This is a genomic window from Novosphingobium pokkalii (assembly GCF_014652855.1).
GTDB lineage: Bacteria > Pseudomonadota > Alphaproteobacteria > Sphingomonadales > Sphingomonadaceae > Novosphingobium > Novosphingobium pokkalii.
The window spans coordinates 79,517-103,862 of record NZ_BMZP01000002.1; the positions used below are offsets into that span (position 1 = coordinate 79,517).

Annotated in this window: 29 protein-coding genes and 1 riboswitch; of the genes, 10 read left to right on the forward strand and 19 right to left on the reverse strand. The window is 67.6% G+C overall.

Annotation, left to right across the window (positions count from 1 at the left end; all coding sequences use genetic code 11):
* Positions 1-51: 51 nt before the first annotated feature.
* The 3 genes from rplT to IE191_RS02330 all read right to left on the reverse strand — a co-directional run bounded on the left by rplT (position 52) and on the right by IE191_RS02330 (position 1,728).
* The gene (gene rplT, locus IE191_RS02320; RefSeq protein ID WP_022676504.1) at positions 52-414 is read right to left on the reverse strand and encodes a 50S ribosomal protein L20; all 363 of its coding nucleotides are present in this window, start codon (positions 412-414) and stop codon (positions 52-54) included.
* A gap of 12 nt (positions 415-426) precedes the next feature.
* Complete coding sequence (gene rpmI / locus IE191_RS02325; protein ID WP_022676503.1) at positions 427-630, reverse strand: 50S ribosomal protein L35; 204 nt, start codon at positions 628-630, stop codon at positions 427-429.
* A 201-nt stretch (positions 631-831) separates the two neighbouring features.
* Entirely contained in the window at positions 832-1,728 is an 897-nt protein-coding gene (locus IE191_RS02330; protein ID WP_191322749.1) for a homoserine O-succinyltransferase, read from the reverse strand.
* Between the two features lie 55 nt (positions 1,729-1,783).
* A riboswitch (SAM-I-IV-variant riboswitch) is annotated at positions 1,784-1,894 on the reverse strand.
* 143 nt (positions 1,895-2,037) lie between these two features.
* On the opposite strand from IE191_RS02330, the gene IE191_RS02335 reads away from it, so the two are divergent.
* Both IE191_RS02335 and bfr read left to right on the forward strand, forming a co-directional pair.
* Positions 2,038-2,217 (forward strand): (2Fe-2S)-binding protein, encoded by a 180-nt coding sequence (locus IE191_RS02335; protein WP_191322750.1) that lies wholly within the window; start codon positions 2,038-2,040, stop codon positions 2,215-2,217.
* Positions 2,218-2,319: 102 nt separating this feature from the next.
* Complete coding sequence (bfr, locus tag IE191_RS02340) at positions 2,320-2,799, forward strand: bacterioferritin (protein ID WP_191322751.1); 480 nt, start codon at positions 2,320-2,322, stop codon at positions 2,797-2,799.
* Positions 2,800-2,938: 139 nt separating this feature from the next.
* On the opposite strand, the gene IE191_RS02345 is transcribed toward bfr, so the two are convergent.
* The 3 genes from IE191_RS02345 to IE191_RS02355 all read right to left on the reverse strand — a co-directional run bounded on the left by IE191_RS02345 (position 2,939) and on the right by IE191_RS02355 (position 5,894).
* Positions 2,939-4,219 (reverse strand): Xaa-Pro dipeptidase, encoded by a 1,281-nt coding sequence (locus IE191_RS02345; RefSeq protein WP_191322976.1) that lies wholly within the window; start codon positions 4,217-4,219, stop codon positions 2,939-2,941.
* 86 nt (positions 4,220-4,305) lie between these two features.
* Positions 4,306-5,076: an SDR family NAD(P)-dependent oxidoreductase gene (locus IE191_RS02350; RefSeq protein WP_191322752.1), complete on the reverse strand. Its 771-nt coding sequence runs from the start codon at positions 5,074-5,076 to the stop codon at positions 4,306-4,308.
* Between the two features lie 26 nt (positions 5,077-5,102).
* Complete coding sequence (locus IE191_RS02355; RefSeq protein ID WP_191322753.1) at positions 5,103-5,894, reverse strand: inositol monophosphatase family protein; 792 nt, start codon at positions 5,892-5,894, stop codon at positions 5,103-5,105.
* On the opposite strand from IE191_RS02355, the gene IE191_RS20975 reads away from it, so the two are divergent.
* Both IE191_RS20975 and IE191_RS02360 read left to right on the forward strand, forming a co-directional pair.
* On the forward strand, positions 5,893-6,036 hold the full coding sequence (locus IE191_RS20975; protein WP_229815052.1) for a hypothetical protein: 144 nt from the start codon (positions 5,893-5,895) through the stop codon (positions 6,034-6,036). The genes IE191_RS02355 and IE191_RS20975 overlap by 2 nt on opposite strands.
* Complete coding sequence (locus tag IE191_RS02360) at positions 6,033-6,977, forward strand: helix-turn-helix domain-containing protein (RefSeq protein ID WP_191322754.1); 945 nt, start codon at positions 6,033-6,035, stop codon at positions 6,975-6,977. The genes IE191_RS20975 and IE191_RS02360 overlap by 4 nt, the downstream gene beginning before the upstream one ends.
* A gap of 13 nt (positions 6,978-6,990) precedes the next feature.
* Here the strand turns inward: IE191_RS02360 and IE191_RS02365 are convergent, their stop codons facing one another.
* A complete protein-coding gene (locus tag IE191_RS02365) occupies positions 6,991-7,926 on the reverse strand; it encodes a ribose-phosphate pyrophosphokinase (RefSeq protein ID WP_191322755.1) in 936 nt (311 codons plus the stop codon).
* Positions 7,927-8,098: 172 nt separating this feature from the next.
* On the opposite strand from IE191_RS02365, the gene IE191_RS02370 reads away from it, so the two are divergent.
* Together IE191_RS02370 and IE191_RS02375 are read left to right on the forward strand one after the other, a co-directional pair.
* Positions 8,099-9,766: an NAD+ synthase gene (locus tag IE191_RS02370; protein ID WP_191322756.1), complete on the forward strand. Its 1,668-nt coding sequence runs from the start codon at positions 8,099-8,101 to the stop codon at positions 9,764-9,766.
* Positions 9,767-9,879: 113 nt separating this feature from the next.
* Positions 9,880-10,356: a hypothetical protein gene (locus IE191_RS02375; protein WP_191322757.1), complete on the forward strand. Its 477-nt coding sequence runs from the start codon at positions 9,880-9,882 to the stop codon at positions 10,354-10,356.
* Between the two features lie 107 nt (positions 10,357-10,463).
* Here IE191_RS02375 and IE191_RS02380 read toward each other — a convergent pair whose 3' ends face one another.
* The 4 genes from IE191_RS02380 to IE191_RS02395 form a co-directional block, all read right to left on the reverse strand.
* The gene (locus IE191_RS02380; RefSeq protein WP_191322758.1) at positions 10,464-11,444 is read right to left on the reverse strand and encodes an esterase-like activity of phytase family protein; all 981 of its coding nucleotides are present in this window, start codon (positions 11,442-11,444) and stop codon (positions 10,464-10,466) included.
* Between the two features lie 202 nt (positions 11,445-11,646).
* Positions 11,647-12,159: a peptide-methionine (R)-S-oxide reductase MsrB gene (gene msrB / locus IE191_RS02385; protein WP_229815053.1), complete on the reverse strand. Its 513-nt coding sequence runs from the start codon at positions 12,157-12,159 to the stop codon at positions 11,647-11,649.
* Positions 12,160-12,308: 149 nt separating this feature from the next.
* Positions 12,309-13,568, reverse strand: a complete 1,260-nt coding sequence (locus IE191_RS02390) for an ABC transporter permease (RefSeq protein WP_191322759.1) — start codon at positions 13,566-13,568, stop codon at positions 12,309-12,311.
* Positions 13,565-14,524, reverse strand: a complete 960-nt coding sequence (locus IE191_RS02395; protein WP_191322760.1) for an ABC transporter ATP-binding protein — start codon at positions 14,522-14,524, stop codon at positions 13,565-13,567. The genes IE191_RS02390 and IE191_RS02395 overlap by 4 nt, the downstream gene beginning before the upstream one ends.
* A gap of 84 nt (positions 14,525-14,608) precedes the next feature.
* Here IE191_RS02395 and queG point away from each other — a divergent pair, with 84 nt between their 5' ends.
* Positions 14,609-15,640: a tRNA epoxyqueuosine(34) reductase QueG gene (gene queG, locus IE191_RS02400; protein ID WP_229815086.1), complete on the forward strand. Its 1,032-nt coding sequence runs from the start codon at positions 14,609-14,611 to the stop codon at positions 15,638-15,640.
* A gap of 99 nt (positions 15,641-15,739) precedes the next feature.
* Here the strand turns inward: queG and IE191_RS02405 are convergent, their stop codons facing one another.
* From IE191_RS02405 to IE191_RS02440, 8 genes are read right to left on the reverse strand one after another with little or no spacing between them, the layout of a single operon-like run.
* Positions 15,740-16,102 (reverse strand): HesB/IscA family protein, encoded by a 363-nt coding sequence (locus tag IE191_RS02405; RefSeq protein ID WP_191322762.1) that lies wholly within the window; start codon positions 16,100-16,102, stop codon positions 15,740-15,742.
* A gap of 3 nt (positions 16,103-16,105) precedes the next feature.
* Positions 16,106-16,588, reverse strand: a complete 483-nt coding sequence (locus IE191_RS02410; RefSeq protein WP_191322763.1) for an SUF system Fe-S cluster assembly protein — start codon at positions 16,586-16,588, stop codon at positions 16,106-16,108.
* Positions 16,585-17,805: a cysteine desulfurase gene (locus tag IE191_RS02415; protein WP_191322764.1), complete on the reverse strand. Its 1,221-nt coding sequence runs from the start codon at positions 17,803-17,805 to the stop codon at positions 16,585-16,587. The genes IE191_RS02410 and IE191_RS02415 overlap by 4 nt, the downstream gene beginning before the upstream one ends.
* Positions 17,802-18,539: a SufD family Fe-S cluster assembly protein gene (locus IE191_RS02420; protein ID WP_191322765.1), complete on the reverse strand. Its 738-nt coding sequence runs from the start codon at positions 18,537-18,539 to the stop codon at positions 17,802-17,804. Before IE191_RS02420 ends, IE191_RS02415 begins: the two co-directional genes overlap by 4 nt.
* Entirely contained in the window at positions 18,536-19,276 is a 741-nt protein-coding gene (sufC, locus tag IE191_RS02425; RefSeq protein ID WP_191322766.1) for a Fe-S cluster assembly ATPase SufC, read from the reverse strand. Before sufC ends, IE191_RS02420 begins: the two co-directional genes overlap by 4 nt.
* A complete protein-coding gene (locus IE191_RS02430; protein WP_191322767.1) occupies positions 19,260-19,652 on the reverse strand; it encodes a hypothetical protein in 393 nt (130 codons plus the stop codon). Before IE191_RS02430 ends, sufC begins: the two co-directional genes overlap by 17 nt.
* Entirely contained in the window at positions 19,649-21,142 is a 1,494-nt protein-coding gene (sufB, locus tag IE191_RS02435; protein ID WP_229815054.1) for a Fe-S cluster assembly protein SufB, read from the reverse strand. Before sufB ends, IE191_RS02430 begins: the two co-directional genes overlap by 4 nt.
* Positions 21,139-21,621: an RrF2 family transcriptional regulator gene (locus IE191_RS02440; RefSeq protein WP_191322768.1), complete on the reverse strand. Its 483-nt coding sequence runs from the start codon at positions 21,619-21,621 to the stop codon at positions 21,139-21,141. The genes sufB and IE191_RS02440 overlap by 4 nt, the downstream gene beginning before the upstream one ends.
* 223 nt (positions 21,622-21,844) lie before the next feature.
* On the opposite strand from IE191_RS02440, the gene IE191_RS02445 reads away from it, so the two are divergent.
* The 3 genes from IE191_RS02445 to IE191_RS02455 are packed head-to-tail and all read left to right on the forward strand — an operon-like array spanning position 21,845 to position 24,344.
* Positions 21,845-22,588 (forward strand): sterol desaturase family protein, encoded by a 744-nt coding sequence (locus tag IE191_RS02445; protein ID WP_191322769.1) that lies wholly within the window; start codon positions 21,845-21,847, stop codon positions 22,586-22,588.
* Complete coding sequence (locus IE191_RS02450; RefSeq protein WP_229815055.1) at positions 22,564-23,049, forward strand: DUF2141 domain-containing protein; 486 nt, start codon at positions 22,564-22,566, stop codon at positions 23,047-23,049. Before IE191_RS02445 ends, IE191_RS02450 begins: the two co-directional genes overlap by 25 nt.
* Positions 23,046-24,344 carry an MFS transporter gene (locus IE191_RS02455; protein WP_191322770.1) on the forward strand — a complete coding sequence of 433 codons (1,299 nt, stop codon included), beginning with the start codon at positions 23,046-23,048 and terminating at the stop codon, positions 24,342-24,344. The genes IE191_RS02450 and IE191_RS02455 overlap by 4 nt, the downstream gene beginning before the upstream one ends.
* Positions 24,345-24,346: the final 2 nt, after the last annotated feature.

A 24,346-nucleotide genomic window follows, 5' to 3' on the forward strand; every position in this document is an offset into this window, starting at 1 on the left:
CCCGCCCCGGTGAGGGCGAGCGCCTTTTTGAACTGTATCGCGTTCGGGCGATCAGGCGGCCGGGAGGGCAGCCTTGGCCTGGGCGATCACGGCCGCGAACACGCCACCTTCGTTCATGGCGAGGTCCGCCATGGCCTTGCGATCGAGTTCGATGCCGGCCAGCTTGGTGCCGTGGATGAACTGCGAATAGGTCAGGCCTTCGGCGCGAACCGCGGCGTTGATGCGCTGGATCCAAAGGGCGCGGAAAGTGCGCTTCTTGACCTTGCGGTCGCGGTAAGCGTACTGGCCAGCCTTTTCAACGGCTTGGCGGGCAACGCGGATCGTATTCTTGCGACGGCCGCGGTAACCCTTGGCCTGGTCGAGAATGCGCTTGTGCTTGGCACGCGTGGTCGTGCCGCGCTTGATACGGGACATGGATCAGCCTCCTCAGTTCAGCCCGTAGGGCGCCCACTTCTTGATCACCTTCGCGTCAGCGTCGGAGATCACGTCGGTGCCGCGGTTCTGGCGGATGTACTTGGCGTTGTGGCTGATCAGGCGGTGGCGCTTGCCGGCCACGCCGTGCTTGACCTTGCCGGTCGCGGTGAGCTTGAAGCGCTTCTTCACGCCGCTCTTGGTCTTGAGCTTGGGCATTTTCGTCTCCTTGTTCTGCGCGGTGTTCCTGCCGTGGCAGCCCTACGTGGCCAGGCCGGATCGTGATTCCGCGCGGATTGAAGGCGCGGCCCTTAACGAGGCCGCCCCGGTTTGGCAACCTGATTCGGGGGCGTTGGAGCCTGCCCCCTCCACCACCCGCTGCGCGGGCGGTCCCCCTCCCCCGCTTCGCGAGGGAGGATCTTAGGCGATGGCGTTCAGATCGAACGGCGTGGTCTGATAGACTTCGTTGATCCAGTTGCCGAACAACTGGTGGCCATAGGTGCGCCAGGTGTTGCGCGGCAACTGCGCCGGATCGTCGTCGGGATAATAGTGCCGAGGCACGATGCGCTCGCCGTCGCGGCGGTATTCGGTATCGAGCGTGAGCGTGTCGTATTCCAGGTGGTTGAACATGTGGATGGCGCGATGGGCCGGGTCATCCACCAGGCAGGGGCCGACCTCGTCGCTGTCGAGCAGCACCTTGACCGTTTCGGGCAGGTCGTCGCGGCGCACTTCGCTCCAGCGCGAGACCGGCACCGGAACGATATCGGACATGCCGCGCAGCCACGGGCTGGCCGGGGCGCGGTTCAGGTGCGGGAACACGCCGTGGGCCTTGGCGCCCAGGGCATGCTTGGGCACCCCGTGGAAATGGGCCAGCGCCGCCATTGCCCCCCAGCAGATGGTGAACAGGCGGTGGCAAAGGGTCTGGCTCCAGTCGAAGATCTGGCGCAGCTCGTCCCAATAGGTCACTTCGCCATAGTCCATCGTCTCGACCGGCGCGCCGGTGACGATCAACCCGTCGAAGCGTTCGGCACGCACATCGCGGAACGGGCGATAGAATTCGGCGATATGCCCGGCCGACGTGGTCTTGCTGACGTGGCCCGAAAGGCGCACCAGCTCCAGCTCGATCTGCAACGGCGTAGCGCCGAGCAGGCGCGCGATCTGCGTTTCGGTGGTGATCTTGTCGGGCATCAGGTTGAGCAGGGCAATGCGTAAGGGGCGGATGTCCTGCCGCGCGGCCTCGGTCTCGCCCATCACGATCACGCTTTCGGCTTCGAGCGTCCGGCGGGCGGGGAGGTTGTCGGCAATCCTGATCGGCACGGCGTGTCTTCCTTCAAATCCTGCGCAGCGCGAGCGGGAAAAGGGACGCCTGGGGCTTGCTCCGTTTGGTTGCCGGATCGGCCACATCCTCCCACGGGGAGCGCCACCTTGCCCGGAAACCGGCAGGTTGGCGTTGGGGCGTCGCCCCCAACTCTCGATGCTGGCGCCCATGTAGCGACGGGCCGAAGGCTTTGCAAGGCGGCCCGCAACGATACGCGGTGCCGGTCAGGACTCGCTTTACCCCTTGCTCATGAGAATGAATCGCATTACCTTGCGAATCATTCTCATGAGCGAAAGCCCGGACGCGCCATGTATATCTGCATCTGCAATGCCATCCGCGAAAAGGACCTGCGCCAGGCCGCCCGCTGCCACGCGCGGGGCGATGCCGAGACGCTGTACCGCACCATGGGGTGCCAGGCGCAGTGCCGCCAATGCCTGGACGATGCCGACGACGTGGTGGCCGACGAGCGCGCCTGCGCCCTGGCCTGAATTCGCCCCGCACGGGCCCCGTCTCAGGCAAACTGCCGATTGCCCTGCGCGCCCGCGCGGCATAGCCTGCATGCCGGTTCAACGAGATAGGACATTCCGGCGATGAAGGGCGATGCCAAGGTCATCGAGTTTCTGAACAAGGCGCTGTTCAACGAACTGACCGCGATCAACCAGTACTGGCTGCATTATCGCCTGCTCTCGCACTGGGGCGTCAAGAAGCTCGCGGATTTCGAGCGGCACGAATCGATCGACGAGATGAAGCATGCCGACATGCTGGCCGATCGCATCCTGTTCCTGGATGGGCTGCCCAATTTCCAGGCGCTCGGCCGCCTGAAAGTGGGCGAATCGGTGGAGGAAGTGCTCAAGGCCGATCTCGCCCTGGAATACGAGGCCGTGCCGCTGCTCAAGGATGGCATCGCCCACTGCGAGACGGTGCGCGACTATGTCAGCCGCGATCTGTTGCAGAAGATCCTCGAAAGCGAGGAAGAGCACATCGATACGCTCGAAACCCAGCTCGACCTGATCAAGCAGATGGGCATCCACAACTATATCCAGTTGAACAGCCAGCCGCCGGAAGAGTGAGCTTTCGGGGGAACATGCCCTCCCCCAGCCCCTCCCGCACGCGGGAGGGGAGTTTAAGGAAGTCGCCCTCCCGCAAGCGGGACGGCGTATGGAAAGTCCCCCTCCCGCGTGCGGGAGGGGTTAGGGGAGGGAATGTTGCTTACGACGCCGGCTTCACCACCTCGCCGCCCTTCATGACGAAAGCGACGTGTTCCAGCGTGCGCACGTCGGCCAGCGGATCGCCATCGACGGCAATGAGATCGCCATAGCGTCCGGTGGCGATCGCGCCCAGATCGCCGGTGCGGTCGAGCGCTTCGGCGGCGCTCTTGGTCGCGGCCTGGATCGCCTCGATCGGGGTCATGCCCCATTCCACCATCTTGGCGAACTGGCGCGCGTTGTAGCCGTTGGGATAGACGCCGCCGTCTGTGCCGAACAGCAGCTTGACCCCGGCGGCATGAGCAGCGCGGAACGTCTCGCGCTGCTTGCGGCCGATCATCTTTTCCTTGGCCAGGCTTTCGGCAAAGACGCCGTTCTTCTCGCCTTCGGCCAGGATGTAGTCGTCGTTGTAGATATCCATGTCGAGCCAGGCGCCCTTGGCCTTGGCCAGCTTGAAGCTTTCCTCGTCGGCCAGGCTGGCATGCTCGATCGTGTCGATCCCGGCGCGCAGGGCGTCGTTGATCCCGGCCGTGCCATGGGCATGGGCCGCCACGCGCATGCCCAGCATGTGCGCCTCGTCGGCCACGGCCTTGAGCTCTTCATAGCTCATCTGCTGGGCGCCGACCGAATCGGTCTTGGAAAACACCCCGCCGGTGGCGCAGATCTTGATCACTTCGGCGCCATACTTGCGTACCTTGCGCACCAGCGCGCGAAATTCGTCGGGCGTGTTGGCGATCTGGGGCGAAGGCACGGTGATCGAAGGCGGGAATTCCGTGGAATCGCAATGGCCGCCGGTCGCGCCAAGGGCATAGGTCGCCGGCACGATGCGCGGGCCCGGAACATAGCCCAACTCGATACCCTGCTTGAGCGCTACGTCATCGTAATTGGCGGAACCGACATTGCGCACCGTGGTGAAGCCCGCCTCAACCGTCTTGCGGGCATTGGCCACGCCGATCACGGTGGAGAGGTTGTCGGTAAACTCCAACCCGCGATAGCCGCTGAGCGTGGGATCGCCGGTCAGGTGCACATGCATGTCGATCAGGCCGGGCAGCAGCGTGCGCTGGCCAAGGTCGATCACTTGCGCATCGGCCGGCACGGCATCGCCGGCCTTGCCCACGGCCGTGATACGGCCATCGGTGATCACCACTTGCGCGCCATCCACGCGCTTGCCGGCGAGCACGTCGATCATGTGCGCCGCGCGCACCACCACGGTCTTGGCCTCGGCCTGGGCCGCGCCCGCCATCAGGGCGACCAGCGCGGCCGCTCCCAGCGCCACGCTCTTCATCGTTGTCATGAACCATCCTCTTCTTCGGGGGATGGCGGCAAAGTTGCATGGGCAACGATATTGAACAAGTGTCTAATCGGCTCCACTCATTCGGCGTAGATCATCCGGCGGGTCATGCCACCGTCCACCACGATCTGCTGCCCGGTGACAAAGCCGGCCTCCGGGCTGACCAGCCAGGCGATGGTCGTGGCGATATCCTGCACCGTGCCGACGCGCCCGGCGGGATGCTGGGCTTCGTCGATGGGGCGGTGATCGGCCTCGTGCGCGCGGTCGGCGCGCTGCCAGGGCCCGGTTTCGATCCAGCCGGGTAGCACCGCGTTGACCCGCACGGCCGGTCCCAGCCCCACCGCCATCGCATGGGTCAGCGCGCAGAGCCCGCCCTTGGCGGCGGCATAGGCATATGTATCGGGCTCGGATTGCAGGGCGCGGGTGGACGCGACGTTGACCACGCTGGCCCCGGCGACACGCCGCAGCAAGGGGAGCGCGGCGCGGCTGCACAGAAAGGCCGCAGTCAGCGAGCTGTCGATCCAGCCCTGCCAGGCCTTCAGCGAAAGATCCTCCAGCGGGCCGCTGTGCGGATCGGCGATCCCGGCGTTGTTGACCAGGCAGGCAATGCCGTCGGGCGCCCAGGCGGCAATGCGGGCAAAGGCGCGCTGCACCGCCGCTTCGCGCCCCACGTCACAGCGCAGTGTCAGCGCCTGGCCGCGCGGCAGCATCGCGCCCAGTTCCTTGAGCGCGGCGCCATCGCGATCGAGACCGACCACGCGCCAGCCCTGCGCGGCAAAATGAAGGGCGGTGCCCCGGCCGATGCCGGCGCCCGCCCCGGTGATCACGATCGTGGAAACAGCAGCGGTCATGCCGCATCCAACGCGGCATGGCGCGATCAGTGCCGGTGGCTGTGCCCGGCCGCAAGCGCCTCGATCGCGTCGTCCAGCCGGGCCGGATCGCCCAGCGCCAGGACATGGCCTTCCGAGCCGATGTGCAGCGGATCGCCGTTCCAGTCGGCCATGGTGCCGCCGGCGCCTTCGACCACCGGCACCAGGGCGGCCCAGTCGTGCAGCTTGAGCCCGGCTTCGCAGACGATATCGAGCTGGCCGGTGGCGAGCATGGCATAGTTGTAGCAATCGCCGCCCATCACCATCCGGCGATAATCGGTCTGGCTGGCAAGGGCCATGAAGTGATCGCCTTCATGCTGGCTGAAATAGTGCGGGCCGGTGGTGGCAATGGTCGCTTCGGCCAGTTCGCGGCAGGGGCGGGTCTTGACCGGCTGGTCGTTGAGCGTGGTGACCCGGCCCGACGCGCCGACCCAGCGTTCGCGCGCGATCGGCTGGTCGATCACGCCCAGCACCGGAAAGCCATCCACCAGCAGCGCGATCAGCGTGCCGAACAGTGCGCGCCCGGCCAGGAAACCGGCCGTGCCGTCGATCGGATCGAGTACCCAACTGCGGCCGGAGGTGCCCTGCGTCGTGCCGAATTCCTCGCCGATCACGGTGTCGTCGGGGCGCTCTGCGGCCAGGATCGCGCGCATCGCTTCTTCGGCGGCGCGATCGGCCAGTGTCACCGGCGTTGCATCCCCCTTGCGTTCGGCGGTCACGCTGCGAAAATAGGGGCGGATCGCGGCGCCGGCAGCGTCGGCCAGGCGGTGGGCCAGGGCAATGTCGTCATCGAGCTTCATGGCCATGGTGCTTTGCCCATCGCGCCGATCCGGTCAAGACGGGGCGCCGCATCGCAAGATCGGCGCAACCGTCGATCATCGGCGGTTCGGGAAAGGCTGGCAGGAAGACAATCAGGGCGTTCGGGGGGGCAAGCAGGAATGAACCGCCAGATCAGGCCGGGCGTGGATCGCGCCATCGCGCCGGCCGCCGGGGTAACCCGCCAGGGGCAGCCCCTGTCATACAACCGTGCACCCGCGCCAGACCTGGCGCCGTGGATCGGCCGGTTCTACGTCACCGTGGTCGATGCCCCGGCCGACCATGCCCTGCAATGCGGGCTGCTGGCCGATACCGCGTGCATCCGCGTGCAGTTGCGCGGCGCCTGGACGGCGCAGACGCGCGACGGGCTTTGCGCGCTGGGCCGCGCTGCGCTGGTCTTTGGCCCCAACACCCGCCGCATGGCCGTGGGCGTGACCGGCAGCTTTACCAGCGTGGGTGCCGTGCTGCGCCCCGGGGCGGGCCACGCTCTCGCTCGCCTGCCCGAGGCGGAACTGGCCGACCGCTTTACCACCGTGGACGCGCTGGGCCTGGACCCGGAGCAGTGGCTCGGCCTGTTCGATCCGGGGGACACGCCGGAGCAGTGGTGCCAGGCGATGGAGCAGGCGCTGCGCACGCTGATCGCCTGGCGCGGCACGCCCGAGCCCGAGGCGATCTCGGCGCGGTTCGAATCGGCCGCGCTGGCCGACCCTTCGATCGCGGTGGGCGAATTCGCGCAGCAATGCGGGATCGAGCAGCGCCGCCTGGAGCGGATCGTGCGCCGCGATTTCGGCATGACACCCAAGCAAGTGCTGCGCCGCGCCCGCGCGCTCGACATGGCCAGCCACTTGCGCGGCGTGGCCGACGATGCCGAGGCCGAGACGCTGGCCCTGCGCTATTACGACCAGAGCCACCTGATCCGCGAGTTCACCGCGCTGTTCGGCATGTCGCCGCGCCAGTTCATGGATCGGCCGCAGCCGTTGATGACGCTGTCGCTCGAAACGCGCCAGGCGCGCCGCCTGGAAATGACCGAGCGGATCGCGCCGGGCGGCATTCGCCCCTGGCAATAGGGCCCGGGCGGCCTCAGTCGAACAGGCTGGAGACCGAGCTTTCGTCGGCGATGCGGCGGATCGCCTCGCCGATCAGCGGGGCGATGGTCAGGATGCGGATGCGGTCGCAATCCTTGGTCGCTTCGGTGGGCAGGATGGAATCGGTGATGACCAGTTCCTTGAGCGCGGAATTGCCCACGCGCGCCACGGCGGCGCCCGACAGCACGCCATGGGTGATATAGGCGGCCACACCGGCGGCGCCCGCGTCCATCAGCGCCTGGGCCGCGTTGCACAGCGTGCCACCCGAATCGATGATATCGTCGATCAGGATGCACATGCGGCCCTTCACGTCGCCGATGATGTTCATCACTTCGGACTGGCCGGGGCGATCGCGGCGCTTGTCGACGATCGCCAGCGGGGCGTTGTCGAGCCGCTTGGCCAGCGAGCGTGCGCGCACCACGCCGCCCACGTCGGGCGAGACGACCATCAGTTCCTGGCCGCCGTAGCGGGTCTGGATGTCGGCCGCCATCACCGGGGCGGCAAACAGGTTGTCGGTCGGGATGTCGAAGAAGCCCTGGATCTGCCCGGCGTGGAGATCAACCGCGAGCACGCGATCGGCACCGGCCGTGGTGATCAGGTTGGCCACCAGCTTGGCCGAGATCGGCGTGCGCGGGCCAGGCTTGCGGTCCTGCCGGGCATAGCCGAAATAGGGCACCACGGCGGTGATCCGCTTGGCCGAGGCGCGGCGCAGCGCATCGATGCAGATCAGCAGTTCCATGAGGTTGTCATTGGCCGGGAAGCTGGTGGACTGCACCAGGAAGACATCCTCGCCACGCACGTTCTCGTGGATTTCGACGAAGACTTCCTCGTCGGCAAAGCGACGGACCGAGGCATCGGTCAGCGGCAGTTCCAGATAGGCCGCAATCGCGCGGGCGAGCGGCAGGTTGCCGTTGCCGGACATGATCTTCATGACGATTCCCTCGAGTCCTTGTGGTGGTCCTGATCCTGGCGCCGCCCTTAGCCCAAGATGACAGTTTTGCAACGCCCGTGCGCCGCATTGCCGCCGCATTTGCGCCCGATTTGCGGCTCCCCATGGCACAGGCCCCTTGCTCCTGACGGGCCAAGCCGCCTAGGGATTGGCCATGGCCGACAAACTGATCATCACGCTTGCGCAACTCAACCAACGGGTTGGCGATCTTGCCGCCAACGCCGCCGCGATGCTCGAGGTGCGCCGCAACGCGCAGCGCAGCGACCTGATCGTCTTTCCCGAGATGCAGTTGATCGGCTATCCGCACGAGGATCTCGTGCTCAATCCCGCGCTGATCGAGCGCGCCACGGTGGAACTGGAAAAGCTGGCCAAGGCCACTGCCGATGGCGGCCCGGCGATGCTGGTCGGCTCGGTCTTCGTGCGCGACGGCGCGCTGCACAACGGCGTGGCGCTGCTCGATGGCGGCAGGATCGCGGCCACGCGCTTCAAGTACGAACTGCCCAACTATGGCACGTTCGACGAAAAGCGCCTGTTCCTGCCCGGCCCCCTGCCCGAGCCGGTGGCGTTTCGCGGCGCCATGCTGGGCCTGCCGATCTGCGAAGACATCTGGCACCCCGATGTGTGCCGCCACCTGGCGCAACTGGGCGCGGAAATCTTCCTCTGCGTCAACGGCAGCCCTTACGAGATCGACAAGGACGTGCTGCGCATCGATGGCGTGGCCAAGCGTCGCTCGATCGATACCGGAATCCCGCTGGCCTATGTCAACCGCGTGGGCGGGCAGGACGAAGTGGTGTTCGACGGCGCCAGCTTCGTGGTCGGCCCGGAAGGCGCGCTGTGGGCGCAACTGCCGGAATGGGAAGAGGCCGTGGTCGACACGGTGTGGACCAGGGTGCCTTCGGGCAGCGGCCACCGCTGGCGCTGCGAGGCGGGCGACGTGGCCGAGCCGGCCAAACACCCCGAAGACATCTATTGCGCCATGGTCGTGGCACTGCGCGACTATGTGAACAAGAACCGCTTTCCCGGCGTGATCCTGGGCCTTTCGGGCGGGATCGATTCCGCGCTCTGCGCCGCGATCGCGGTCGATGCGCTGGGCGCCGACCGGGTGTGGTGCGTGATGCTGCCCAGCCGCTATACCAGCCAGGAAAGCCTCGACGATGCGGCAGGCTGCGCACAGATGCTGGGCGTGCGGCTCGATACCGTGCCGATCGGCCCGGCGGTCGATGGCTTTACCGGCATGCTGGCCCCGCTGTTTGCCGGGCGCGAGCCGGACCTGACGGAAGAAAACCTGCAATCGCGCATTCGCGGCACCACCTTGATGGCCCTGTCCAACAAGTTCGGGCCGATGCTGGTGACCACTGGCAACAAGAGCGAGATGAGCGTGGGCTATGCCACGATCTATGGCGACATGAATGGCGGCTACAACCCGCTGAAAGACGCCTACAAGACCACGGTCTTTGCCCTGTCGCGCTGGCGCAACGAACACCGCCCGCGCATCGGCCTGGGTCCGCAGGGGCCGGTCATGCCCGAGCGGATCATCACCAAGCCGCCCAGCGCCGAACTGCGCCCCGACCAGAAGGACGAGGATTCGCTGCCGCCCTATGACGTGCTCGATGCGATCCTGCTCGGCCTGGTGGAGCACGAGAAGAGCGTGGCGCAGATTACCGCCGAAGGTTTCGACCGCGCCACGGTGGAGCGCATCGAGCGCCTGCTGCACCTGGCCGAATACAAGCGGCGCCAGGCCCCGCCGGGGGTCAAGCTGGGCATTCGCAACTTCGGCCGCGACCGGCGCTATCCGATCACGCAGGGCTTCCGCACCGCCTGAACGTGGCTGGAGCGCGGCTGGCCGCATCGCCGAGTTATTGAGAATGATTATCATTGACGGGTCTGCGCGGGCAGCATAGTCTCATTTGCGAATCGATCGCAAGAAAGGCTGTCATGTCCGCACCCCACGCCCAGCCCGGCCCGGTTACGCCGCACATTGCTTCGGCCACGGCCCGCCACGACGCCATCCTGGCGGCGCTGGCGCGTCCTCAGGACGTGCGCGCCCTGTCGCTCACCGCGCTCCACGTGGTCATGGCCATGCGCCTTTCCGCGATGTTTGAGCGGGTCGGCCGCGATCCCGTGCCCGATCTGGCGCAGCGCTATCACAGCGTGGAGGCCGCTGCGGCAGTCCATGCCCTGGTCCGCCGGGTGATCCGCACCTGGCCCGAACGCTTCCTGGTCAACCGCCCCTGCCAACTGGTGATGACGCCCGACGAGGCGACGCTGGCCGCGATGGTCCGCCATGCCCTGGCGGGAGACAGCGAGGGCTTTGCCGACCTGCTCGATGGCTTCGTGCGCGCCGATCGCCACGACGGCCTCTACCATTCCACCCGACACGCGGCCGCGCTGCTTTCAGGACGCAGCGTGTAATCGCGTGCCCGTTCCGGGCCGGCTCCCCCGCCAGCGCTCCAGGCGCCCGCTCCTGCCGAAGGGAGCGCTGGCGGTCCGGCCCGGAACGGGCATCACTTTCGTGCTGTTCAGGGGAGCATGAGCTTGAGCAGCAATGTGCGTTGCAGCCAGACCATCTGGTTGCTGTCGGAAATCAGCCAGATCGCGGTGCCACCGCCCGGTTCGGGTGTGGTGACCATGCCCTCGTAATTGTCGCGGATGCGCGGATCGTCGATCCACGCGATCGGCTGTGGCGTGACCGTGGCGCCGGGATGGATCGCGCGCGGATCGGGCACCACCGTCACCACGGTGCGGAAGCCATCCAGCGTGAACTTGCGGCCCAGCAGCAGCAGCTGGCCGTCGGGCGCCTGGGCCAGTTCCACCGGGCGATAGCCTTCGGGCATGACCAGCTCGAAGCGGGCCGGGGCCTGGTTGGCGCGCGGCAGGCCCGGCCAGATCAGGCCGGTATGGCGGCGCCGCGACCACCACGGGGCAAAGACTTCCCCGATCACCACGGTGCGCCCGTCGGCCAACTGGCGCAGCGCCTCTGGCCCCTGGTTGTTGGGCCATTCGCTCAGCACCGGGGCGGGAATCTTGCGATCGTGGGCAAAGTCCGCGCTGAACAGGTGGAAGCGGGGCGCGCCTTCATAGCCGATCAGCACCGCGCCGCTGCGCGGATCGACCGAGACCGATTCGCTGTCGGTGTCGATCTCCTGCCCGCGCCAGGCCTGGTGGATCGTCTCGCGCTGCCAGGTATGCCAGGGGCCGGGCTGGTCGGGCCGGGTGAAGACCATGATCGCGTTGCGATCGCTCACCGCCAGCAGATCATGAGCATTGCGCACCGCCAGCGCCGAGAAATTGCCGAAATCGTGGTTCGGGCTGGTCAGTTGCCAGGCCCCCGCCAGCGTCAGCGCGCCATAGCACGGCGCCGCGCCATGGGCATCGCGCAAGCCGGGCAGCAGATCGTGGAAGAACACCCGGTTGTCGTCGCTGGGCGGCGGAAAGGGCTGGCGCACATAGATCGTGGGCACCAGGGCCAGCACGAGCAGCAGAGTGGCAAGACGGCGCATCGCCAGCGGCTTTGGCACGGATGCCGCCCCCGCGAAAGGGCCGCGATCAGAGACTGTTTGGAAATCCGGCTTTGCCGGATTTACGGCACCGGCCCGCGCCCCCACCCGACCTCCCAACGATAGTACCCTATGGGAGGTCGGGTGGGGGCGCGGGCCGGTGCCGCAACGAAAATGCGCCCTGGCGCATTTTCAAAACGGGCTCTCAAGCCGGCAGGAAAATCATCCCCTTGCCGTTCATGCAATAGCGCTTGCCGGTGGGCGGCGGGCCATCGTCGAACACATGGCCCAGGTGGCCGCCGCAGCGGCGGCAATAGACTTCGGTGCGGTCCATGCCGAACGAGCTGTCGCTGCGCAGGCCGACCGCGCCGGGCAGGGGCTTCCAGAAGCTGGGCCAGCCGGTGCCGCTGTCGAACTTGGTGGTGGAGGCGAACAGCGGCTGCCGGTCGGCGGCGCAGGCGAACGTGCCCTTGCGGTGCTCATTGAGCAGCGGGGAGCTGAACGGCCGCTCGGTGCCGGCCTCGCGCAGGATGTAGAACTGTTCGGGGGTGAGCAGGCGGCGCCATTCCGCCTCGCTGTGCTGCACCGGGAACACCTCTTTGGGCGGCGCCGGGCGGGCGCGACAGGCGCTGGCCATGGGCAGGACAAGCCCGGCGCCCAGCCAGCCGAGCAGACGGCGGCGGGACGGATGGGAAGGCATGGGGGAAGAGCCGTTCATCGTCACCATGTGCACCTGTCTGGAGCTGGCGGGCAACCGGGGCAAGATGGCCTCGCGGGCAGGACGGGGGGGCGCGCCATGATGGCAGTCTGCCCGCGAGACCAGACCTGGTTGCCGCCCCCCGCCTGAACCGATCCTGAGCGCCGCGGTCAGCGTTCAGCAAGCCGCCCGCGACGCCCCTGCCCACGGGCCTTGCGCCCCTTGGCCGGGCCGGACTTCATCACCGTGCGGCGGAACAGTTGCGCCCCCACGCGCACGCTCACCACCACGCACAGCCCCTGCCAGCCCAGCGCCGCCAGATGGGGCCAGACCGCCGGTTCGCGCGCCGCGCGCGCCAGCATGGCAAAGGGCGAGGACAGCGGAAAGACCCGCGCCGCCCAATCCACCCAGGTGCCGGGCCGGGCCAGGGCATAGCTGGCAAAGAAGAACACCATCAGTTGCAGCATAGTCACCGGCATCGACAGCGTCTGCACTTCGCGCACGGTCGTGGCCATGCCGCCGATCGCAAGGAACAGCGAGCCGAGCAGCAGATAGGCCATGGCGAAATAGGCAAAGCCCAAGGCCAGGAACAGCGGCCAGCCCACCGCCGGGGCGGCGAGCAGCGGCAGCGACTTGATGCCGAGCAGCAAGAGCCCGCCCCAGGCCGTGCCCCACACCCCCACGCCCACCAGGCTCACCCCCAGCATCGCGAACAGCTTGCCCAGGAACAAAGCGTCCATGGGAATCGAGGCGGCGAGCACTTCTATGATCTTGTTGGCCTTTTCCTCCACCAGGTTGGACAGGACCATGCCCGCCAGCAGCATCGTGAGCAGGAACAGCGCCACCTGCCCGGCCTGCGCCGTGGTCACCTGCCCGCTCTGCTCCTTGGCCACGCTGCTGGCCACTTCGTCCACCGCCACGGTGGGCAGCGGCGCAGGAGCCACGCTTTGCGCGCGGGCGGCAAACAGCGCGACCATGCCCTGCCACATCCGCACCCGTTCGGGCGTGGCGGTGAGCACGGGATGGGCCAGGCTGCCCGAAACCACCGCCGCCAGTTGCCCCACCGGCTTGCCATCGGCGCCGAGGCGGCCGGCACCGTTGCGGCCGGCCAGCGCGGCGCGCGCGTCATAATGGCGGCCGCCCCACGGCGCATCGAGCACGACGAAGCCGGGCACGTCGCCGGGCATGGCCTCGGCCAGGGCCTGGTGCGCCGCGATCATCCGGTCGGCTTCGTCGGGCGGCAGGGCGATGCCGATCTGCGGCTGGTCCAGATCCTGCTGCACCTTCGCGCCGATCGCGCCGGCCATGCCGCCCACGATGATCGGGAACAGCGGGCCGAGCAGGAAGAAAACGAAGCTCTTGGAAAAGATCACCGCGACGAAATCGCGGCGGGCGATCACCCAGGCGGCGCGCAGCTTTTCGGGGATCATGCCGCCTTCTCCGCTTCCTGCGCGGTTTCCTGCAAGGCGCGGGCCGCTGCCTCGCCGGCAATCGCGACGAAGGCATCGTGCAGCCCGGGCCGCTCGATCGACAGCGAGAGAATGCCGGCCTCGCCCTCGATCAGGGCGCGCAGCAGTGGCTCCACCCCGCTTTCGGGCAGGGTGAAATGCCAGAATGCGCCTTCGCTGCGGGCGTCGGGCGGCAGAGCCGCGCGCCAGGCGCCATCGCGGGCGCGGGTTTCCAGACGCACTTGCGGGCGCAGCCGGTCGCGCGCTTCGTCCACCAGCCCGGCGAACGGCACCTTGCCCCCGGCGATGATCGCCACCTGGTCGCACAGCCGCTCGGCATGGGCGATGACGTGGGTGGAAAAGATCACCGTGGTGCCTCGCGCGGCGAGCGTGCGGATCATCTTTTCCAGCTTGCCCTGGTTGAGCGCATCGAGGCCGGAAAACGGCTCGTCGAACACCACCAGCTCGGGTTCGTGGACCAGCGTGCCGAGCAATTGCACCTGCTGCGCCATGCCCTTGGAAAGCTGGCGGATCTGGCGATCGGCGGCATAGCTCAGGCCGTTTTCCTCCAGCAGTTCGCGCGCGCGGCGGCGCCCGGTCTTGAGCGGCACGCCGCGCAGCGCGGCGAGGAACGCGATCGCCTCGGTCGCTTTCATCGCCGGATAGAGCCCGCGCTCTTCGGGCAGGTAGCCGATGCGCCGCGCCACTTCGGTGGGGCGTTCGTGGCCCAGCACGCGGCGCACCCCCGAATCGGGATCGATGATGCCCAGCAGCATGCGCAGCGTGGTGGTCTTGCCCGCGCCGTTGGGGCCGAGAATGCCATAGATCGCCCCGCGCGGTACGCGGATGTCCACCCCGTCCACGGCGGTAAACCCGTCGAAGCGCTTGACCAGGCCCTGCGCCTCGATCGCCCAATCCCCGTCTTGCCCAAATGCCATTGCCGCGCCATGCCCCTTCCGAACGGCCCCGCTGATAGCACACAAGAGACGGAATACTTGGTTAAAGCCACTTCATCTGCGCCCCTGGAACAGCGCCTGCGCGAAGAAGCGCTGCGGCTGGGCTTTGCCACCTGCGGCATCGCCCCGGCGGCCGACGATCCCGACCGCGCGGCGCGGCTGCACCAGTGGCTGGCCGACGGGCGCCACGGCAGCATGGAGTGGATGGAAACCCGCAGCGAACAGCGCCAGGGGCCGCAATCGCTGTGGCCACAGGCGCAGAGCGTGATCGCCCTGGGCATGAGCTATGCCCCGGCGCACGATCCGCTGGCCCTGGCCGAAGTGGCCGATCGCGGGCGCATTTCGGTCTATGCCCAAGGGGTGGATTACCACGACGTGATCAAGCGCGCGCTCAAGGCGCTGGCGCGCTGGCTGGTGGCCACCGAGCCGGGGGCGGACGTGAAAGTCTTCGTCGATACCGCGCCGGTGATGGAAAAGCCCCTGGGCCAGGCGGCGGGCCTGGGCTGGCAGGGCAAGCACACCAACCTGGTCAGCCGGCGGCACGGTTCGTGGCTGTTCCTGGGCGCGATCTATACCACGCTGCCACTGGTGCCCGATGCGCCCCATGCCGATCGCTGCGGCACCTGCACGGCCTGCCAGGATGCCTGCCCCACCGGCGCCTTTCCCGCGCCCTATCAGCTCGATGCGCGGGCGTGCATTTCCTATCTCACCATCGAGCACAAGGGGCCGGTCGACGAACGCTATCGCGCGGCGCTGGGCAATCGCATCTATGGCTGCGATGATTGCCTGGCGGTCTGCCCGTGGAACCGCTTTGCCAAGGCTGCGGCCGACAACCGCGCGTTCCTGCCCCGCGCCGAACTGGTCGCGCCGCGCCTTGCCGAACTGCTCGCGCTGGACGATGCCACGTTCCGCCAGGTCTTTGCCGGCTCACCGATCAAGCGGATCGGGCGCAACCGCATGGTGCGCAACTGCCTCTATGCCGCCGGCAACAGCGGCGATGCCGCGCTGGCGGCGCCGGTGTGCGCCTTGCTCGATGATCCCGATCCGGTGGTGGCCGATGCCGCGCAATGGGCTATGGCGCGGCTGGTGAAGGTCTAGGGGTTGCGCGGGGCCCCGGGTCGAGCCCGGGGCGACGGACTTGTGGGAAGCAGCGTCGCCCCGGGCTTGACCCGGGGCCCTCAGCAACCCTTGCCGCAATCAGATCGTGAAGCTTTCGCCGCAGCCGCAGGTGCCCTTGGCATTGGGGTTGGCAAAGACGAAGCCGGCCTGGAAATCGTCTTCCACCCAGTCCATCGTGCTGCCCACGAGGTAGAGCACCGAGGCGCTGTCGATGAAGAACGTGCCGCCCGGCGTTTCGATGCGCTCGTCCAGCGGATGGGCCTCGCTCACGTAATCGACCGAATAGGCCAGGCCCGAGCAGCCCCGGCGCGGGGTGGAGAGCTTGACGCCCACGGCATCGGCCGGAGCGCTGGCCATCAGCGTGGCGATGCGCGCTTCGGCCGCCGGCGTGAGGATGACGGCAGCGGGGCGCTGGCGGGTGCGGGTGGTGGTTTCGGTCATGGCTCAGAGCATCCCGAGTTCGAGCTTGGCATCGTCGCTCATCTTCTGCGGGTCCCACGGCGGATCCCACACCAGGTTCACTTCGGCATCGCGCACGCCGGGCACCGCGCCCACGCGCAGTTCCACTTCGCCGGGCATCGATTCGGCCACCGGGCAATGCGGCGTGGTCAGCGTCATGGTCACGGCCACGTGCCCGTCTTCGGCCACGTCGACGCCGTAGATCAGCCCGAGGTCATAGATATTGACCGGGATTTCAGGGTCGAAGATATCGCGCAGCGCGGCGATCACGCCTTCGTAGATTTCGCCGCCCGGCTCGCCCGGCTTCACCCCTTGCGGCTTTTCCGCCAGGAAGCCGGAAAGATAGTCGCGCTTGCGCTCGGCCGGAGCCTCAGGCTGAGGCTCGGGAATGTCGTCCACATGGGCGCGGCGCGGCGGGTTGACCGCATCGACTTCTTCGACCGTGAAGCGGGGGGTATCGGCGCTCATCCGAAAATCCTCAAGGTTCGCTCGATGCCCCGCACCAGGGCGGCAACATCGCTTTCATCGCTATAGACGCCAAAGCTGGCACGGGCGGTGGCTGGCACGCCCAGATGCTCCATCAGCGGCTGGGCGCAGTGGTGCCCGGCGCGGATGGCCACGCCTTCCTCGTCCAATATGGTGCCAAGGTCGTGCGGATGCACCCCATCGATCACGAAACTGACGGCGCCCACGGCATCGTCCGGCCCGAACAGGCGCACCGCATTGAACCCGCGCAGCGCCTCGCGCGTGGCGCGCACCAGCGCGGTCTCGTGCGCGTGGATCGCCGCCAGGCCCAGGCCCTGCACATAGTCCACCGCCACGCCCAGGCCGATCGCCTCGACAATCGCGGGGGTGCCGGCCTCGAACCGCTGCGGCGCGGGGGCAAAGGTCGTGCCGGCGAACGAGACGCGATCGATCATCGCGCCGCCACCCTGCCAAGGCGGCATGGCATCGAGCAGGTCCGCCTTGGCATAGAGCGCGCCGATGCCGGTCGGGCCATAGAGCTTGTGGCCCGAGAACGCATAGAAATCGACGTCGAGCGCTTTCACGTCTACCGCCAGCCGGGCCACGGCCTGGCAGCCATCGAGCAGCACTTTGGCGCCGACGCTGCGGGCCAGCGCCACGGCGCGCCGCGCATCGAGCACGCTGCCCAGCACGTTGGAAACATGGGCGAGCGCCATCAGCTTGTGCGCCGGGGTCAGCATCGCTTCGGCGGCATCGAGATCGATCCGGCCGTCCTCGGTCAGCGGGCAGACATCGATGGCGATGCCCGTGCGCTGCGCCAGCAATTGCCAGGGCACGATGTTGGAATGGTGCTCCAGCATCGACAGCAACACGCGGTCCCCGGCCTTGAGATTGGCCAGGCCCCAGGTCTGCGCCACCAGGTTGATCGCCTCGGTCGCGCCGCGCGTGAACACGATCTCGCCTTCGCTGGCGCCGATCAGGCCGGCCACCTTGCGCCGCGCGGCTTCAAAGCCCAGCGTCATGTCGGCCGAGCGGGTGTAGACCCCGCGATGCACGGTGGCATAGTCCGTGCCGATGGCGCGGGTCACGGCATCGATCACCACTTGCGGCTTCTGCGCGGTAGCGCCGGTATCGAGGTAATGCCAGCGCGTGCCGTCAGGGTTGACCAGCCCCGGCCATTCGCTCGCCTGGGTCAAAGGAGCGGAAACGAGCGTACTCACAGCAGCCCTCCCAGCGCTTGGAGCGCGGCTTGGGTGAGCACCTCTTCCTCGGGCGCATCGACAAAGGCTTCGGCGATGAAAGCCTGAAGCATCAGCTTCTTGGCCTCGGCCGGCGGCAGCCCGCGCGATTGCAGGTAGAACAGGCCCTGCGCGTCCAGCTCGCCCACGGCGCAGCCATGCGCGCACTTCACGTCGTCGGCATAGATTTCCAGCTCGGGCCGGGCGTTGGCCGTGGCGGTGCGATCGAGCAGCATGGCGCGGATCGACTGTTCGCCATCGGTGCCGATCGCGCCGCGGTTCACCACCACGCGGCCCAAGTACGTGCCGGTCGCATGGCCGGCGAGCACGGAGCGGACGACCTGGCTGGACTGCGCGTCCGGCTCGGCGTGGATCACTTCCGTGACGATTTCCAGCGTCTGGTCGCCGCCGCCAAGCTGCGCCGCGCCCAGGTGGAACTTTGCCCCCTTGGCCAGCCGCACGGTCACCGCGATGCGGCCATAGGCGCCACCGGCGTTGAGCAGGCGCAGGTCATAGCTGGCGCCCTCGCCCAGCGTGATCGCCAGGTCGCGCGCCGCCGGAGCATCGCCCGCCAGCACCACCGACAGGCTGCCGCTCTCGCCCGCCGCCACGTCCACCGCTTCAGCCGGCAGGGGCCAGAGCATGGCGAGCGCGGCAAGGTCCGCATAGCGGAACGCCTCGTCCGCCTTCGTGGGAAGGAGCGCAGCGGTGGTCACGCCACCGCCTCGTAACCATGCTGTTCGAGTTCGAGCGCCAGTTCCGGCCCGCCCGAGCGGACGATGCGCCCGCCCGCCAGCACGTGGACGAAATCGGGCTTCACGTAATCGAGCAGGCGCTGATAGTGCGTGATCAGCAGCACGGCCTTGTCGGGCCGGCGCATGATCGCGTTGATCCCCTCGCCGCAAATGCGCAGCGCGTCGATGTCCAGGCCCGAATCGGTTTCATCCAGGATCGCCAGCTTGGGATCGAGAATGCCCATCTGGACCATTTCCGCACGCTTCTTCTCGCCGCCGGAAAAGCCCACGTTCACCGGGCGCTTGAGCATGTCCATGTCCATGCGCAAAAGGTCCGCCTTCTCGCGCGCCAGCTTGAGGAAGGCAGCGCCCGACAGCGGTTCCTCGCCGCGCTGCTTGCGCTGGGCGTTCAGCGCCTCGCGCAGGAACTGCACGTTGGACACGCCGGGGATTTCCACCGGATACTGGAAGCCCAGGAACAGCCCGGCCGCCGCGCGCTCGTGCGGGTCCATGGCAAGCAGGTCTGCCCCGTCGAAATCGACAGTGCCACCGGTCACGTCATAGCCGGGGCGGCCGCCCAGGGTATAGGCCAGGGTCGATTTGCCCGCGCCGTTCGGCCCCATGATCGCGTGGATTTCCCCCGCGTTGATGGTGAGCGAAAGCCCCTTGAGAATGGCCTTGCCGGCGATTTCGTTGGAGAGGTCACTTATCGTCAGCATTGCGTTTTCCGCTCGAGCAATTGGCAAGGAAGTCGGCGCGAACCTCGTCGAACAGGTCGCGCCACGATTTTTCGATGGCCTTCACGTCGTCCAGCTCCTTCTGCCGGGCGTCGATCTGGGCCAGGGCATTGGCTGTCGTTGCCGCGCCGCTGGAACTGGGCGTACCGGCAATCTGCGCATCGAGCAGCGTGGCGCGTTCCTGCGCGATCGCGCGCTGCTCGGCATAGACGGCGGCGGCAAACTGCGTGCGGCGGTGCGGCTCGTCGGTGGCCATGGCGCGCATCGCTTGCTTGTCGCAGGCCTTGACCGCAGCCAGCGCCGGGGCGCTGTCGGGCGCGGTCCCCGTCGCCAGGGCCATGGCGATCAGCGCGATCATCCCACGCTGCCTTCCAGGCTGATGCCCAAGAGCTTCTGCGCTTCCACCGCGAATTCCATCGGCAACTGCTGCAAGACTTCCTTGGCAAAGCCGTTGACGATCAGGGCCACGGCCTGCTCCTGGTCCAGCCCGCGCTGCATGGCATAGAACAACTGGTCATCGCTGATCTTGCTGGTGGTCGCCTCGTGCTCGATCGTGGCCGAAGGGTTCTTCACCTCGATATAGGGCACAGTATGGGCGCCACAGTCCCCGCCCAGCAGCAGGCTGTCGCACTGCGTGAAATTGCGCACGCCCTCGGCCTGCGGGGCCACGCGCACCAGCCCGCGATAGGTGTTGTTGGACTTGCCCGCGCTGATCCCCTTGGACACGATGGTCGAGCGGCTGCGCTTGCCGTTGTGGATCATCTTGGTGCCGGTATCGGCCTGCTGGTAATTGTTGGTGACGGCCACGGAATAGAATTCGCCCACCGAATCCTCGCCGTTCAGCACGCAACTGGGATACTTCCACGTCACGGCCGAGCCGGTTTCCACCTGCGTCCACGAAACCTTGGACCGCGCACCCTGGCACAGCGCGCGCTTGGTGACGAAGTTGTAGATGCCGCCCTTGCCCTGCGCATCGCCGGGATACCAGTTCTGCACGGTGGAATACTTGATTTCCGCGTCATCGAGCGCGACCAGTTCGACCACGGCGGCGTGAAGCTGGTTCTCGTCGCGCTGCGGCGCGGTGCAACCTTCGAGATACGAAACGTAAGCGCCCTTGTCGGCCACGATCAGAGTGCGCTCGAACTGCCCGGTGTTTTCCGCGTTGATGCGGAAATAGGTGGACAGCTCCATCGGGCAGCGCACGCCCTCGGGAATGTAGACAAACGTGCCGTCGGAAAAGACCGCGCAGTTGAGCGCGGCAAAGAAGTTGTCGTGCATCGGCACGACCTTGCCCAGCCAGCGCTTGACCAGATCGGGGTATTCGCGGATCGCCTCGCTGATCGAGCGGAAGATCACGCCCGCCGCTTCCAGTTCCTTGCGGAACGTGGTGGCCACCGAAACGCTGTCGAACACCGCGTCGACCGCCACCTTGCGCGCGCCTTCCACCCCGGCGAGCACTTCCTGCTCGGCCAGGGGAATGCCCAGCTTTTCATAGACGCGCAGGATCTCCGGATCGACTTCGTCCAGAGACTTGGGGCCGTCCTTCTTCTTGGGCGCGGCCCAGTAATAGGCCTCCTGATAGTCGATCGGCGGAATGTTCAGCTTGGCCCAGTCGGGCATCGGCATGGTCTGCCACAGGCGATAGGCCTTGAGCCGCCATTCCAGCATCCATTCCGGCTCGTCCTTCTTGGCCGAAATGAAGCGCACGGTGTCTTCGGACAGGCCCTTGGGGCCATATTCCTGCTCGATATCGGCCACCCAGCCGTGTTCGTATTCGGCCACGCGGGCGGCCGCGTCGCGCGCCGCCTGGTCCTTAACCGGCGTGTCGTTCAGGGTTTCATCGGTCATGCGGGCAACTCGGCAGGAATGGGAGCAGGGGCGACGGAAAGCGCCCCATGGAAGGATTGCGCGGGACGGGCAAGCTGTACCAGCGACACGCCGGACAGGGCGCCGCGCAGCGCGGCATCCACGGCGGGCCAGTGCGGGCGCACCATGCACGCCCCTTCGAGCGTGCAATCGCCGCGCCCATGCCCGCTGCACGCGGCCATGGCAATCGGCCCTTCCACCGCCTCGATGATATCGGCCAGGCTGATCGCGGCGGCCGGGCGCGCCAGCTTGAGCCCGCCACGCGCGCCGCGCACGGCCTTGAGCAGCCCGGCGGCCGACATCTTGCTGACCAGCTTCTGTACCGTAGGCGCGGGCAGGCCGGTTTCGGCGGCGAGCTGCTGGGCCGAAAGCAGCGGGCGATCGGCCGTATGGCAGCCGCAATGGCGCGCGGCGGCGCACATCATGACAACGGCATAGTCTGCCATGCTCGACAATCGCATCGCACCTGCTCGCAACCGGAAGGGGCGGCCGGATCGGGCAGAACGCCAAATCAGACCGAATCGCTCCGGTTATCTAGGCGCAGTCCCCCGGTGTTGCAAGGCATGGGCTGGACAGCGCTGGCGGCAGGAAAAAGCTGGCCGCTGCGGGCGCGGCTTGGCATAGGGGGCGCGGCTTGGCATAGGGCGCGACGGGGCGCACCGGGTTGCGCCGAACGGGAAAAGCATGACCAGTCCAACGCTTGCCGCGCTGCTGCTGTCGGCGCTTGCCATGACCGCGATCGTCGCGGTGCGCTATGTGGCGGCCAGCGGCCTGTTCGCCTGGCTCACGCAGCGGCGCCTGCCGGGCCACTATGCCGGGCTGGACGCGCAGATCCGCCGCGAGATCGGCTGGAGCCTGGCTTCGGCGGCGATCTATGGCGTGCCCGCCGGGATCATCGCCTGGGGCTGGCAACAACACGGCTGGACGCGGATCTATGCCGATCCCCATGCCTGGCCGCTGTGGTGGATGCCGGCCTCGGTGCTGGTCTACCTGTTCGCGCACGATACCTGGTTCTACTGGACGCATCGCTGGATGCATCGCCCGCGCGTGTTCCGCGCCGTGCATGCCATCCACCATGCCAGCCGCCCGCCCACGGCCTGGGCAGCGATGAACTTTCACCCCATCGAAGCGGCCGTGGTCGGCCTGTTCATTCCCGCGCTGGTCTTCGTGGTGCCGATCCAGGCGGGCATGCTCGCCGTGGTGCTGATGATCATGACCGTGATGGGCGTGACCAACCACATGGGCTGGGAGATCTTTCCGGCCTGGCTGGTTCATTCCCGGGCAGGGAACTGGCTGATAACAGCCAGCCATCATCATCAGCATCACGAGCGGTATCGGTGCAACTACGGCCTCTATTTTCGCGTTTGGGATCGACTCTGCGGCACGGACGCGGGCTTGGCGGCATGGCAGCGGCGCCGATCGGCATGAAGCGGCCATCGGGCATGAACCGAGCAGCGATTCGGCTGGCCGCGCTGGGCACGCTGGCGCTCACCCAGGGCGGCGCCGTGCTGCCCCAGCGCACCACCGTGCTGGTCGACGTGGTCGGGCTGCGTTCGCACAAGGGGCTGATCCAGGCATGCCTCACCGCCGATCCGGTGACCTTTCCCGATTGCGAGAAAGACCCCCAGGCCCTGCACCAGACCGTGCCCGCCGCCAGCAACGACGTGATCGCGTTCCAGCACGTGCTGCCCGGCCGCTATGCCGTGGCGCTGTTCCACGATGAAAACGCCAATGGCCGGATGGACAAGATGCTGATGATGCCGCGCGAGGGCTTCGGCTTTTCGCGCGATGCGCCGATCCGCTTTGGCCCGCCGCGCTTTTCCGCCGCCGCCTTTACCCTGGGCGAAACCCAACTGACCACCTCGATCCGCATGCGCTACCTGCTTTGAACGCAGCCCCTCCCCTTCCCGCAAAGACCGGCGGCGCGCTGGCGCCCTTCGGCTATCCCGCGTTCCGCGCGATCTGGACGGCCAACCTGGTGTCCAACCTCGGCTCCACCATCCAGGCCGCCGCCGCCGCCTGGCTGATGACCGAGTTGACCCGCAGCCATGTGCTGATCGCGCTGGTCCAGGCTTCGTCCACGTTGCCGATCCTGCTGCTTGGCCTGTTTGCCGGGGCAATTGCCGACAATTTCGACCGTCGCCGGGTGATGCTCTGGGCGCAGAGCGCGATGCTGGTGGTTTCGGCGGTGCTCGCGGTGATGGGCTATCGCGGCATGCTGGGGCCGGTCTCGCTGCTGATGCTGACGCTGATGGTCGGCATGGGCACGGCGATCAACCAGCCGGCCTGGCAGGCTTCGGTGCGGCTTCAGGTGGGCAAGGCCGATCTGCCCCAGGCCATCGCGCTCAACGCCATGTCCGCCAACCTGGCGCGCAGCGCCGGTCCGGCGCTGGGCGGGGTGTTGATCTCGATCCTCAGCGTCAGCGCCGCCTTTGCCGCCAACGCGCTGAGCTATGTCGGGATGCTGGTGGTGCTGGCGCGCTGGCGACCGGAAGCGCGCGCGCCGCAGCGCCAGCCGATGCTGCAATCGATCAAGGTGGGCGTGGCGTTCTGCGCCGGTTCGGTGCCGATCCGCAAAGTGCTGTTGCGCGGCGCGATGTTCGGCTTTGGCGCCAGCGCGTTCCAGGCGCTGATCCCTGCCGTCGCCCACGATACCCTGGCGGGGACGGAGCTGGACTATGGCCTGATCCTCGGCTCGTTCGGCGTCGGCTCGATCGTCAATGCGCTGTGGGTCACGCGGGCGCGCCGCCGCTTTGGCGCCGAAGTGATCGTTTCGGGCGCGACGCTGGTGTTCATCGGCGCGCTGCTGTTGCTGGCCCACGCCAGCAGCGTGCCCGCCGCGCTGGCGGCCGGCTTCGTCGCCGGATCGGGCTGGGTCGCGGCGATGACCAGTCTCAACGTGGCGATGCAGTTGCGCTCGCCCGAGGCGATCCTGGGCCGCTGCCTTTCGCTTTACCAGGCGATCACCTTCGGCTCGATGGCGATCGGCGCCTGGGCCTGGGGCTGGGTGGCCGACCAGCGCGGCCTGGTCTTCGCGCTCAACGCCGCCGCCGTGTGGCTGGCCGGCAACCTGGTGCTGCGCCTCTTCGTGCCGATGCCCGCGCGCGAGGAAGGCCGCGTCGACGCCGTCAGGGAACCCGAACCCCGCCCTTCCACCCGCAAGCCCACCGCTGCCAAAGGTTGACG

Bases quoted from the DNA above. Each gene is read 5' to 3' on its own strand.
- IE191_RS02375 (WP_191322757.1), top strand. From the start codon at position 9,880: ATGTCCGCACCCCACGCCCAGCCCGGCCCGGTTACGCCGCACATTGCT.
- IE191_RS02350 (WP_191322752.1), bottom strand. From the start codon at position 5,076: ATGACCGCTGCTGTTTCCACGATCGTGATCACCGGGGCGGGCGCCGGC.
- sufB (WP_229815054.1), bottom strand. From the start codon at position 21,142: ATGACCGATGAAACCCTGAACGACACGCCGGTTAAGGACCAGGCGGCG.
- IE191_RS02445 (WP_191322769.1), top strand. From the start codon at position 21,845: ATGACCAGTCCAACGCTTGCCGCGCTGCTGCTGTCGGCGCTTGCCATG.
- IE191_RS02360 (WP_191322754.1), top strand. From the start codon at position 6,033: ATGAACCGCCAGATCAGGCCGGGCGTGGATCGCGCCATCGCGCCGGCC.
- IE191_RS02365 (WP_191322755.1), bottom strand. From the start codon at position 7,926: ATGAAGATCATGTCCGGCAACGGCAACCTGCCGCTCGCCCGCGCGATT.
- IE191_RS02355 (WP_191322753.1), bottom strand. From the start codon at position 5,894: ATGAAGCTCGATGACGACATTGCCCTGGCCCACCGCCTGGCCGACGCT.
- IE191_RS02395 (WP_191322760.1), bottom strand. From the start codon at position 14,524: ATGGCATTTGGGCAAGACGGGGATTGGGCGATCGAGGCGCAGGGCCTG.
- bfr (WP_191322751.1), top strand. From the start codon at position 2,320: ATGAAGGGCGATGCCAAGGTCATCGAGTTTCTGAACAAGGCGCTGTTC.
- IE191_RS02370 (WP_191322756.1), top strand. From the start codon at position 8,099: ATGGCCGACAAACTGATCATCACGCTTGCGCAACTCAACCAACGGGTT.
- IE191_RS02430 (WP_191322767.1), bottom strand. From the start codon at position 19,652: ATGATCGCGCTGATCGCCATGGCCCTGGCGACGGGGACCGCGCCCGAC.
- IE191_RS02410 (WP_191322763.1), bottom strand. From the start codon at position 16,588: ATGAGCGCCGATACCCCCCGCTTCACGGTCGAAGAAGTCGATGCGGTC.
- IE191_RS02405 (WP_191322762.1), bottom strand. From the start codon at position 16,102: ATGACCGAAACCACCACCCGCACCCGCCAGCGCCCCGCTGCCGTCATC.
- IE191_RS02390 (WP_191322759.1), bottom strand. From the start codon at position 13,568: ATGATCCCCGAAAAGCTGCGCGCCGCCTGGGTGATCGCCCGCCGCGAT.
- sufC (WP_191322766.1), bottom strand. From the start codon at position 19,276: ATGCTGACGATAAGTGACCTCTCCAACGAAATCGCCGGCAAGGCCATT.
- rpmI (WP_022676503.1), bottom strand. From the start codon at position 630: ATGCCCAAGCTCAAGACCAAGAGCGGCGTGAAGAAGCGCTTCAAGCTC.
- IE191_RS02380 (WP_191322758.1), bottom strand. From the start codon at position 11,444: ATGCGCCGTCTTGCCACTCTGCTGCTCGTGCTGGCCCTGGTGCCCACG.
- IE191_RS02440 (WP_191322768.1), bottom strand. From the start codon at position 21,621: ATGCGATTGTCGAGCATGGCAGACTATGCCGTTGTCATGATGTGCGCC.
- IE191_RS02335 (WP_191322750.1), top strand. From the start codon at position 2,038: ATGTATATCTGCATCTGCAATGCCATCCGCGAAAAGGACCTGCGCCAG.
- IE191_RS20975 (WP_229815052.1), top strand. From the start codon at position 5,893: ATGGCCATGGTGCTTTGCCCATCGCGCCGATCCGGTCAAGACGGGGCG.
- msrB (WP_229815053.1), bottom strand. From the start codon at position 12,159: ATGAACGGCTCTTCCCCCATGCCTTCCCATCCGTCCCGCCGCCGTCTG.
- IE191_RS02345 (WP_191322976.1), bottom strand. From the start codon at position 4,219: ATGAAGAGCGTGGCGCTGGGAGCGGCCGCGCTGGTCGCCCTGATGGCG.
- IE191_RS02450 (WP_229815055.1), top strand. From the start codon at position 22,564: ATGGCAGCGGCGCCGATCGGCATGAAGCGGCCATCGGGCATGAACCGA.
- rplT (WP_022676504.1), bottom strand. From the start codon at position 414: ATGTCCCGTATCAAGCGCGGCACGACCACGCGTGCCAAGCACAAGCGC.